We start from the raw sequence: 8,786 nt of genomic DNA, 5'->3' as shown, positions 1-8,786 counted from the left end.
ACCGCGCCCACCCCCAGGCCACCGCCTGGCGCGGCATCCAGCGCCGCATCCTTCAGTTCGCCGTCGCCGCCGGCCGCCCGGAAGAAGGCGTGGCCCTGGCCCGCGAACTGGCCATGACCACCTATCGCACGGCCGAAGAGTTCAACGACCGGTTCGAGACCACCGCGCCAGACGCGGTCGGCGGCGCCTATCCCGTCTGCGACTATCTGACGGCGCGGGGCCAGGCCTATCGCACCCACACCACCCCGGCCCGCTGGCTGTCGATGTCCGATTCCCTGGACCGCCACAGCGTGACGCCCGAGGCCATCTCCACCCCCGTCACCCTGATCGGCTTCACCTCCGACCGGCTGGTGCCGATCGACGACATCCGCGAACTGGCCGCGCGGTTGCCGACCCTGTGGCGCTTCGTCGAGGCGCCCTCCCTGTATGGCCACGACGCCTTTCTGAAGGAGGACGCCTTCGTCGGCGACATCCTCCGCGCCGCTTTCAAGGACATCAAAGCATGACTGCCCGCCGCCCCGCCGACCCGCACACCATCGCCGCCCGCACGGGCGTGGATACGGACACGGCCCACGGCGCGGTCATGCCGCCGCTCTATCTGTCGTCCAACTATTCCTTCGCCGGTTTCGAACAGAAGCGGAAATACGACTACAGCCGGTCGGGCAATCCGACCCGCGACGTCCTGGCCGAGACCCTGGCCGAGCTGGAGAGCGGCGCCGGCTGCGTCATCACCGCCACCGGCATGGCGGCGGTCGATCTGCCCCTGGCCCTGCTGGAGCCGGGCGACCTGCTGATCGCGCCGCACGACTGTTACGGCGGCACCTGCCGCCTGCTGAACGCCCGCGCCAGGAAGGGCCATTTCGACCTGCTGCTGGTCGATCAGGGCGATCCTGTCGCCTTCGAGGCCGCCCTGGCGCTGAAGCCCAAAATGGTCCTGGTCGAGACCCCGTCCAACCCCCTGCTGCGGCTGGTGGACGTGGCCGACATCTGCGCCCGCGCCCATGCGGCCGGGGCCAAGGTGGTGTGCGACAACACCTTCCTGTCGCCGGCGCTGCAGAACCCGATCAAGCTGGGCGCCGACTTCGTCGTTCACTCGACGACCAAGTTCATCAACGGCCATTCCGACGTGGTCGGCGGCGCCGTCGTCTCGGCCGACGCCGAGGATCATCAGACCCTGGCCTGGTGGGCCAACTGCACCGGCGTGACCGGCTCGCCCTTCGACGCCTATCTGACCCTGCGCGGGGTGCGGACCCTGTTCGCCCGGATCGAGCGGCAACAGGCCACGGCGGGCAAGATCGCCGAACGGCTGGCCGCCCACCCGGCGGTCAAGGTGGTTCACTATCCGGGCCTGGCGTCCCACCCCAACCACGCCCTGGTCGCCGCGCAACAGGCGGGACCGGGCGCCATGCTCAGCTTCGAGCTGGAAGGCGGGACCGAGGCCGTGCGCGACCTGGTCGAGACGCTGGAGATCTTCACCCTGGCCGAATCCCTGGGCGGGGTCGAAAGCCTGATCGCCCACCCCGCCACCATGACCCACGCCGCCATGACGCCCGAACAGCGCGCCACCGCCGGCATAAGCGACGGCCTGGTGCGGCTGTCGGTCGGGCTGGAGCATGTCGAGGACCTGATCGCCGACCTGTTTCCGGCCCTGGACGCCGTCATCCCGGCGAAGGCGCAGGCCGCCTGATTTTTTGCTTGCAGAGGGGGCCGAACCGGGGCAAATGCGCCGCCCCGGCCGCGGTCCCTTCGTCTATCGGTTAGGACGTCAGGTTTTCAACCTGAAAAGAGGGGTTCGACTCCCCTAGGGACTGCCACCGGGTTTCAAGGCGTTTGCAGGCGAGTGCGCCGCCGCCCTCTTGCCTACCAACATATCAAAACGGCGAAGCTAGACCGCGCTGCTCAGTCAAGATTTGCCATTATCAGCAAAATAGCTAATATCGGGACATCTCAGCCGCCCCCAGGAGGAATTCGTGCGAGAAGTCAGTGCGACGGAATTCCAGACGCGGGCGGGGCTCTATATTGAGCAATCCGGCAAGGAGCCGGTGCTCATCACCAAGCATCGCCGCCCCGCGCGGGTGCTGCTCGATATCGAAGAATATGAGCGGCTGAAGGCGCGCGACACGCGCCAGGCCTATGCGACGCAAGACCTTCCTGACGAATGGGCCGCAGCCCTTGAGGCGGCGGACTACGGCGAGGCCGATCCGAAGCTTGAGACCCTGATCAAATAGACCGCGCGTGAAAAAGCCGGATCCGACCGTCGGCCTGGTGATCCGCTACGACTTCCTGTGGTCGCACGAGCGCGAGAAGGGCTATGCGGACGGCGCCAAGACCCGGCCCTGCGTGATCGTCACCGCCGTCCTTCGCAAGGCGAAGGGCGGTACGGACATTCTGGTCGCGCCGATCACCCATTCCCCGCCGATGGCCGGCACGGTCGCCATCGAGATCCCGCACAGGGTTGGGCAGCACCTCGGCCTGGAGGACGCGCGCAGCTATATCATCGCCAGCGAAGCCAACAGCGTCTCATGGGACGATCCCGGCATTGTTCCCGTAAAGCCGGGCGTACAGTGGGCTTACGGCCTCATACCCAAGGGCCTGTACGACAGGCTTCGCGCGACGATGCTGGACCTTGTCCGGCAGCGGAAACTCAAGGCGGCGGATCGCAAGGCGTGACAGCCCGACCCGGCATTCCTCCGACCACGGTTAATCAATCCACAACCCCTTTGACCGGATTGAGGCAGCAAGCCTTTCGATTCACGGACCTTTTTTCGGACACGCTCGGGAACTATCCACAGCGACTGCGGCTCATCCACGGTCGCCTGGTGCAGAAGCGCCCCCTCTCCCCATCCCCCAAGAGTGGTTCATGTTCATCGCCATCGCCCGTCCGGCGGTAGAGCCCCAAGGCCCCGATCTCGTCGCTGTCCCCGGCTCTTCCGCCATCCCCGAACCGACGCCCCGCGCCCTGCACGCACGCCTTCTGGAAAACGCCGCCCTGAGACGGATGCGCGGCCAGGAACGCCGCCGCGAGCAAAGGCTAGACGACGCCGACTACTGGCTGCACGCCGCCCCCATGGCGGTGCAGAAAGCCAGCGCCCTGCGCGAGGACAAGAGTTTCGCGCCCCTTCCCTAGATAGAAAACCCTAGCGTAGTTCCGGCGTCCGCCGCCGCAGCGAGGCCGTCAGCTTGGCCAGCTTCTGGCCGGCCGACTTGGGCCGGACCCGTTTGCGGTGTTCCAGTCCGCCGCCCCAGCGGTCGTGAACGGCCGTGTCCAGGTGGGGATGGCGGTCGTGCTGGTGGACGATGGGGCTGGTCGTCCCGTCCGGATTGACCACCTGTCCGTCGCGGAAGCTCAGAGCATCGCCGGGCGTCAGGCCCAGGGTGGCCACGCGGCCGTAGTTGGCCCGGAGGGTCGCGGCCGTAAGACCCTGATGGATCGCCATGTTGAAGGCCGCCTGATCGACGCCGAAGGCCCCGCCGATCTCGGAGCGGGGCGTGGCGGCCAATGACAGGATCAGCCGCGACAGACGCGCGACCTCGGCCCGCGGCCCGAGCACCGTCCCGACGCACAGACAGGGTTTGTCGCCCAGTTGCGCGGCCTGGGCCTCGCCGAACAGGGCGCGCAGATATTTCATGTTGAAGCCGTGGTCGGCCAGGGGCGTCTCGGCCTCGATGAAGGCCTCCAGTCCGTGCGGCGCGGGCGAAAAGGGCGCGGCCTGGAAGATGACGTCGCGCACGTCGCAGGCCAGGCCCGCGCCGGGCCGGTCGCCCAGCAGGCCGGCGAAGGCGACGAACCTCTGCATCACCGGATGGGGCGCCCAGCCCCGCCAGACCGGCGCATCGACGGCGGTCACGTCATTCTGGATCAGGAAGGCGCGCAGGTCGGGGTCGGCGTCGACCACCAGGGCGACCGGGCCGTCGAACACCGCCCGCAGCGACAGGACGAAGGGGGCGATGTCGGCGGCGTCATAGCCGGTCGCGTAACCGACCACCGCGTCCCCGTCAGGCAGGGGTTCGGTCCCGCGTCCGACCTCCAGCGCCTGGGCCAGCCAGTCCAGATAGTTCGACCGGACAGCCCCCCGTCTCATGACATCAGCTTCATGGCGTCAACGCGGGCCCATCAGGTCGGCGAACCGATCAAACAGATACAGGCTGTCGGCCGGCCCGGGCGAAGCCTCGGGGTGGTGCTGAACGCTGAAGATCGGCTTGTCCTTGACCGCGATGCCGCAGTTGGTGCCGTCGAACAGGCTGACGTGGGTTTCGGTCACGGCGTCCGGCAGGCTGTCGCGATCGACGGTGAAGCCGTGGTTCATCGACACGATCTCGACCTTGCCGGTGGTCAGATCCTTGACCGGATGGTTGGCGCCGTGGTGGCCCTGTTCCATCTTCACCGTCCTGGCGCCCAGGGCCAGGGCCAGCATCTGGTGGCCCAGGCAGATGCCCATCAGGGGCTTGCCGCTGGCGACCAGTTTCTGGATTTCAGGCACCGCGTATTCGCCGGTCGCGGCCGGATCGCCCGGGCCGTTCGACAGGACGACGCCGTCGGGATTGCGGGCCAGAACCTCTTCGGCCGTGGTCGTCGCCGGGACCACGGTGATCTTCGCGCCGGTCGAGGCCAGGGCGCGCAGGATGTTGCGCTTCACCCCATAGTCGATGACGACCACCTGCTTGCGGCCTTGCGTCTTCGGGTGGCCCTCCGGCCATTCCCACAGCCCCTCGTCCCATTCGAACGCCTGCAGCGTCGAGGCGGGCTTGGCCAGGTCCAGACCGACCAGGCCGGTCCAGGCGCGGGCCTGCGCCACCAGGGCGTCGAGGTCGAACTGGCCGTCCGGATTATGGGCGATGACCGCGTGGGGGGCGCCCTTGTCGCGGATGATCTTGGTCAGGGCGCGGGTGTCCACGCCGGCCAGGCCGACGACGCCGCGCCGTTTCATCCAGTCGTCGAAACTCGCGTCCGATCTATAGTTGGCCGGATCGGTCGGCACGTCGCGGAAGATCGCGCCCCGCGCCGAGGTGTCCGAACCGCCGCCCATCTGCTCGATGTCTTCGACGTTCGTCCCCGTATTGCCGACATGGGGGAAGGTGAAGGCCAGGATCTGGCTCATGTAGGACGGGTCGGTCAGGATTTCCTGATAGCCGGTCATGGCGGTGTTGAAGACCACCTCGCCCAGGGCCGATCCGACCGCTCCGACGCCGATTCCCTGCAGGACCGTGCCGTCGGCGAGCGCGAGGACGCCTGTCGCGCCCGGAAGAATCTTGATCGTCATGGGCGCGCTCCTACACACGAATCCGGCCTAAACGGAGGCCCCAGACCGCTGGACTAAACAAACGGCGGGGTCGTTAAGCCCTGCCGTGCGCCGGGTCAACGACCATCCGCATTCTACGCCGGGCCGACCAGACGGAACTGGGCCGCCGAACCGCCCTGGGCATGGGGCGCCAGCCAGAGATCGAACAGGCCCGGCTCAATCCGATACGTATTGTCCTCGCCGATGAAGCCCAGCTGGCGGGCGTTCAGGGTGAAGCGCACCGTCTCGCTCTGGCCCGGCCGCAGCGTCACCCGCTTGAAGTCCTTCAGCAGCCGCCCCGGCTGGGTCAGGCTGGCGACCCGGTCGTGGATATAGAGCTGGACCAGCTCCTCGGCGACATGGGCGCCCTGGTTGGTGACGGTCACGGCCACGTCCAGCGTCCCGGCCCAGGCCAGTTGATCGCTCGCCATTTCGACGGGACCATAGGCGACCTCGCCATAGGTCAGGCCGTAGCCGAACGGATACAGGGCCGTATTGGTCGTCTCGCGATAGCGGGCCTTGTATTCCTCGATCGGCAGGTCCGGATTGGCCGGGCGGCCGGTGTTCTTGTGGTCGTAGGAGTAAGGCTGCTGGCCCGACTTGTGCGGGAAGCTGACCGGCAGGCGGGCCGAGGGGCCGTGTTCGCCGAAGACGACGTCGGCGACGGCGTTGCCCATCTGCTCACCCAGGAACCAGGTGACGACGATGGCCTGGGCGTTCTTGACATTGCCCTCCAGCGCCAGGGCCCGGCCGTTGCGCAGCAGGATGACCATGGGCTTGCCCGTGGCGGCCATGGCGTCGACCAGGGCCTGTTGCGGGGCCGGGACGACGATCTCGGTGCGCGACTGGGCCTCGCCCGACATCTTCTGGCTCTCGCCGATGGCCAGGACGATGACGTCGGCGTTGGCGGCCGCACGGACGGCCTCTTCGATCCCGCCGTCCAGCGGGGTCTCGACGCCCGAGCCGCGCGCGACGGTCAGGGCTTGCGGATCGGTCATGGCGGCGCGGAAGCCGGCTTCCAGCGAGACGCGGCGTTCGGGCGCGCCCCAGATGGTCCACGGCCCCCAGACATTGTCCACGTCGTCGGCGAACGGGCCGACCAGGGCGATCTTCTGGCTCTTGTTCAGCGGCAACAGCTGATTGTCGTTCTTCAGCAGGACCACCGACTTGCGGCCCGCCTCGCGCGACAGGGCGATGTGTTCGCGCGACCCCACCACGGCCTTTTCACGCACCGGATCCGTGCCGCGATAAGGATCGTCGAACAGGCCCAGGGCCGCCTTGGTGGTCAGGAGACGGCGCACCGCCTCGTCCAGCCGGGCCATCGACACCTCGCCGCTGGCCACCAGGCTGGGCAGGTGTTCCAGATACAGGCCCGAGACCATGGACACGTCCACCCCGGCGTTGAAGGCGAGGCGGGCGGCGTCGCGGCCGTCCTCGGCGAAGCCGTGGGCGACCAGTTCCTGTTCGGAGGTGTAGTCGGAGACCACGAAGCCCTCAAAACCCCATTCGCCGCGCAGGATGTCGGTCAGCAGCTTGCGGCTGCCCGAGGCGGGCACGCCATTGACGTCGTTGAAGGCGCTCATGATCGACAGGGCGCCGGCGTCCACCGCCGCCTTGAACGGCGGCAGATAGACCCCGCGCAGCGTCTGTTCGCTCATGTCGGTGGTGTTGTATTCGACCCCGCCGATGGCGCCCGAATAGGCGGCCATGTGTTTGGCGGTGGCCAGGACGGCGTCACGGTCGTCCAGTCCCTTGTCGCCCTGGAAGCCGCGCACCCGGGCGGCGGCCAGCAGGTTGTTCAGCAGCACGTCCTCGCCGGCGCCTTCGACATTGCGGCCCCAGCGCTGGTCGCGGGCCACATCCACCATGGGGGCGTAGGTCTGGTGCACGGCCGAGGCGGCCGTCTCGACCGCAGCGGCGCGGGCGGTGCGATAGGCCAGATGGGTGTCGAAGGCCGCGGCCTCGGCCAGGGGCACGGGGAAGATGGTGGACAGGCCGTGGATCACGTCCGCCGCGAACAGCAGCGGGATCTTCAGCCGGCTTTCCTCCATCGCCACCTGCTGGATGCGGCGGCCGGTCTCGGCGCCGATGCCGTTGAACAGGCTGCCGACCTTGCCTTCGCGGATCAGGGCGGTGACGCGCGCGGGGTCCCCCGTGCCGTCCAGCGGATTGACCGCCGTGGGCATCCAGCGGAACGGGTCGGCGAGCAGGTTCAACTGGCCCGCCTTCTCCTCCACGGTCATGGCCGCAATCAGATCTTCGATCCGCTGGCGATGACGCTGAACGGCGCGGGCGGTTTCGGCGGTAGCAGGCATGGGGAAGACTCCGGCGCCCATCAGGGCGAGAAGCCCGAGGCCAGACAAGAAGTTTCGACGGGAAGCCGAAGGTTTTACAGGTCGCGTCTTCATGGGGCGCTCCTTCGGAAGGTCGGGCGGAAGATCGGCGGCGAGATCGTGCGATCAGGCCGGGGAGGCATGTGGCCTAACCTCTGGCGCATGCCCCCGTCCAGACCCGCGCCGGATGTAAATGATGTAACTGACACGTCGGCGACCACCGCGCGCCCGTCAACCCAGGGCGATGTCCAGGAACATCATGCCCACCAGGCCGATCATCAGACCGATCATCGAGCCGTCCCCCTTGGACTGTTCGCGGGTCTGGGGAATGATCTCGGCGGTGACGACATAGATCATGGCGCCGGCCGCCAGGCCCAGGCCCCACGGCAGGGCGCCGGGCGACGCTCCCACCACGCCGGCCCCGATCAGACCGCCGACCGGCTCGACCAGACCCGACGCCAGCGCGGCCAGGAAGGCGGCGCCGCGACCATAGCCCAGCGAGGCCATGGCGGCCGAGACGGCCAGGCCTTCGGGCATGTTCTGGATGCCGATGCCCAGGGCGGTGGCCAGGCCCTGGTGCATGTCGCCGCCGCCGAAACTGACGCCGACGGCCGCGCCTTCGGGGAAGTTGTGCAGGGTGATGGCGATGATGAACAGCCAGATGCGACGGGCGAGGTGCTTGGACTGGGCCGGACCGATGGCCAGCATGTCCACGGGCGCGAACCGGTTCATCAGGCCGATCACCGTGGCCCCGATCAGCACCGCCGCCGCCATGGTCCCCGCCGCCCAGCCCTGGGACGCGCCCCCGGCCTGGAGCACGTCGACGCCCGGAATGATCAGCGAGAAGAAGGAGGCCGCCAGCATCACCCCGGCGGCGAAGCCCAGCAGGACGCTCTGGGTCTGTTGTCCCGGCCGTTTGACGAACAGCATGGGCGCCGCGCCGACCGCCGTCATCATGCCCGCCGCCAGACTGCCCAGGGCGCCGGCCGCGATCGGGGAAAGGGATTCCATCATCCGCCTGCTGTGGCGGTGGATACGGCAAGAGACAAGCCCGAACAGTCGCGTTAGAGAAACCTTCACCCGTCTCTTATACCCATCTGACGCCGGCGAAGACCGACTCTTTGTGTAGCTCCGGGGGGGGCGGGTCTATCAAAAAAAAAAAAAAGAATCATCA

Annotated in this window: 8 protein-coding genes, 1 tRNA gene and 1 pseudogene; 6 read left to right on the top strand and 4 right to left on the bottom strand. The window is 68.0% G+C overall.

Annotated features, from left to right (window positions below):
• The 6 genes and pseudogenes from ER13_RS18755 to ER13_RS14135 form a co-directional block, all read left to right on the top strand.
• A pseudogene (locus ER13_RS18755) lies at positions 1 to 506 on the top strand (alpha/beta fold hydrolase); the annotation flags it as partial.
• Positions 503 to 1,687 carry a cystathionine gamma-synthase gene (gene metB, locus ER13_RS14155; protein WP_035310224.1) on the top strand — a complete coding sequence of 395 codons (1,185 nt, stop codon included), beginning with the start codon at positions 503 to 505 and terminating at the stop codon, positions 1,685 to 1,687. The pseudogene ER13_RS18755 and the gene metB, both read left to right, overlap by 4 nt.
• A 52-nt stretch (positions 1,688 to 1,739) precedes the next feature.
• Positions 1,740 to 1,814: transfer RNA gene (locus tag ER13_RS14150), tRNA-Glu, on the top strand.
• Positions 1,815 to 1,970: 156 nt separating this feature from the next.
• Complete coding sequence (locus ER13_RS18040) at positions 1,971 to 2,228, top strand: type II toxin-antitoxin system Phd/YefM family antitoxin (protein ID WP_008262511.1); 258 nt, start codon at positions 1,971 to 1,973, stop codon at positions 2,226 to 2,228.
• Between the two features lie 7 nt (positions 2,229 to 2,235).
• The gene (locus ER13_RS14140) at positions 2,236 to 2,670 is read left to right on the top strand and encodes a hypothetical protein (RefSeq protein WP_008258733.1); all 435 of its coding nucleotides are present in this window, start codon (positions 2,236 to 2,238) and stop codon (positions 2,668 to 2,670) included.
• Positions 2,671 to 2,860: 190 nt separating this feature from the next.
• Positions 2,861 to 3,127: a hypothetical protein gene (locus ER13_RS14135; protein WP_008262121.1), complete on the top strand. Its 267-nt coding sequence runs from the start codon at positions 2,861 to 2,863 to the stop codon at positions 3,125 to 3,127.
• A 10-nt stretch (positions 3,128 to 3,137) separates the two neighbouring features.
• Here the strand turns inward: ER13_RS14135 and ER13_RS14130 are convergent, their stop codons facing one another.
• From ER13_RS14130 to ER13_RS14115, 4 genes are all read right to left on the bottom strand, one after another.
• The gene (locus tag ER13_RS14130; protein WP_008263236.1) at positions 3,138 to 4,082 is read right to left on the bottom strand and encodes a hypothetical protein; all 945 of its coding nucleotides are present in this window, start codon (positions 4,080 to 4,082) and stop codon (positions 3,138 to 3,140) included.
• A gap of 18 nt (positions 4,083 to 4,100) precedes the next feature.
• Positions 4,101 to 5,261 carry a glutamine-hydrolyzing carbamoyl-phosphate synthase small subunit gene (gene carA, locus ER13_RS14125; RefSeq protein WP_008261405.1) on the bottom strand — a complete coding sequence of 387 codons (1,161 nt, stop codon included), beginning with the start codon at positions 5,259 to 5,261 and terminating at the stop codon, positions 4,101 to 4,103.
• A 113-nt stretch (positions 5,262 to 5,374) separates the two neighbouring features.
• A complete protein-coding gene (locus ER13_RS14120) occupies positions 5,375 to 7,594 on the bottom strand; it encodes a glycoside hydrolase family 3 N-terminal domain-containing protein (RefSeq protein WP_008260477.1) in 2,220 nt (739 codons plus the stop codon).
• A gap of 249 nt (positions 7,595 to 7,843) precedes the next feature.
• Positions 7,844 to 8,623 carry a ZIP family metal transporter gene (locus tag ER13_RS14115; protein ID WP_035310226.1) on the bottom strand — a complete coding sequence of 260 codons (780 nt, stop codon included), beginning with the start codon at positions 8,621 to 8,623 and terminating at the stop codon, positions 7,844 to 7,846.
• Positions 8,624 to 8,786 lie beyond the last annotated feature (163 nt).

Origin of the sequence: Brevundimonas sp. EAKA (assembly GCF_000698025.1) — a bacterium.
In the GTDB taxonomy this organism is placed as follows: domain Bacteria; phylum Pseudomonadota; class Alphaproteobacteria; order Caulobacterales; family Caulobacteraceae; genus Brevundimonas; species Brevundimonas mediterranea_A.
The sequence above is the reverse complement of the archived record's forward strand: the minus strand, read 5'-3'. Positions and strand labels throughout refer to the sequence as shown.

Coding starts and splice junctions, on each gene's coding strand:
- metB (WP_035310224.1), top strand. CDS start 503: ATGACTGCCCGCCGCCCCGCCGACCCGCACACCATCGCCGCCCGCACG.
- ER13_RS14135 (WP_008262121.1), top strand. CDS start 2,861: ATGTTCATCGCCATCGCCCGTCCGGCGGTAGAGCCCCAAGGCCCCGAT.
- ER13_RS14130 (WP_008263236.1), bottom strand. CDS start 4,082: ATGAGACGGGGGGCTGTCCGGTCGAACTATCTGGACTGGCTGGCCCAG.
- carA (WP_008261405.1), bottom strand. CDS start 5,261: ATGACGATCAAGATTCTTCCGGGCGCGACAGGCGTCCTCGCGCTCGCC.
- ER13_RS14120 (WP_008260477.1), bottom strand. CDS start 7,594: ATGCCTGCTACCGCCGAAACCGCCCGCGCCGTTCAGCGTCATCGCCAG.
- ER13_RS14115 (WP_035310226.1), bottom strand. CDS start 8,623: ATGGAATCCCTTTCCCCGATCGCGGCCGGCGCCCTGGGCAGTCTGGCG.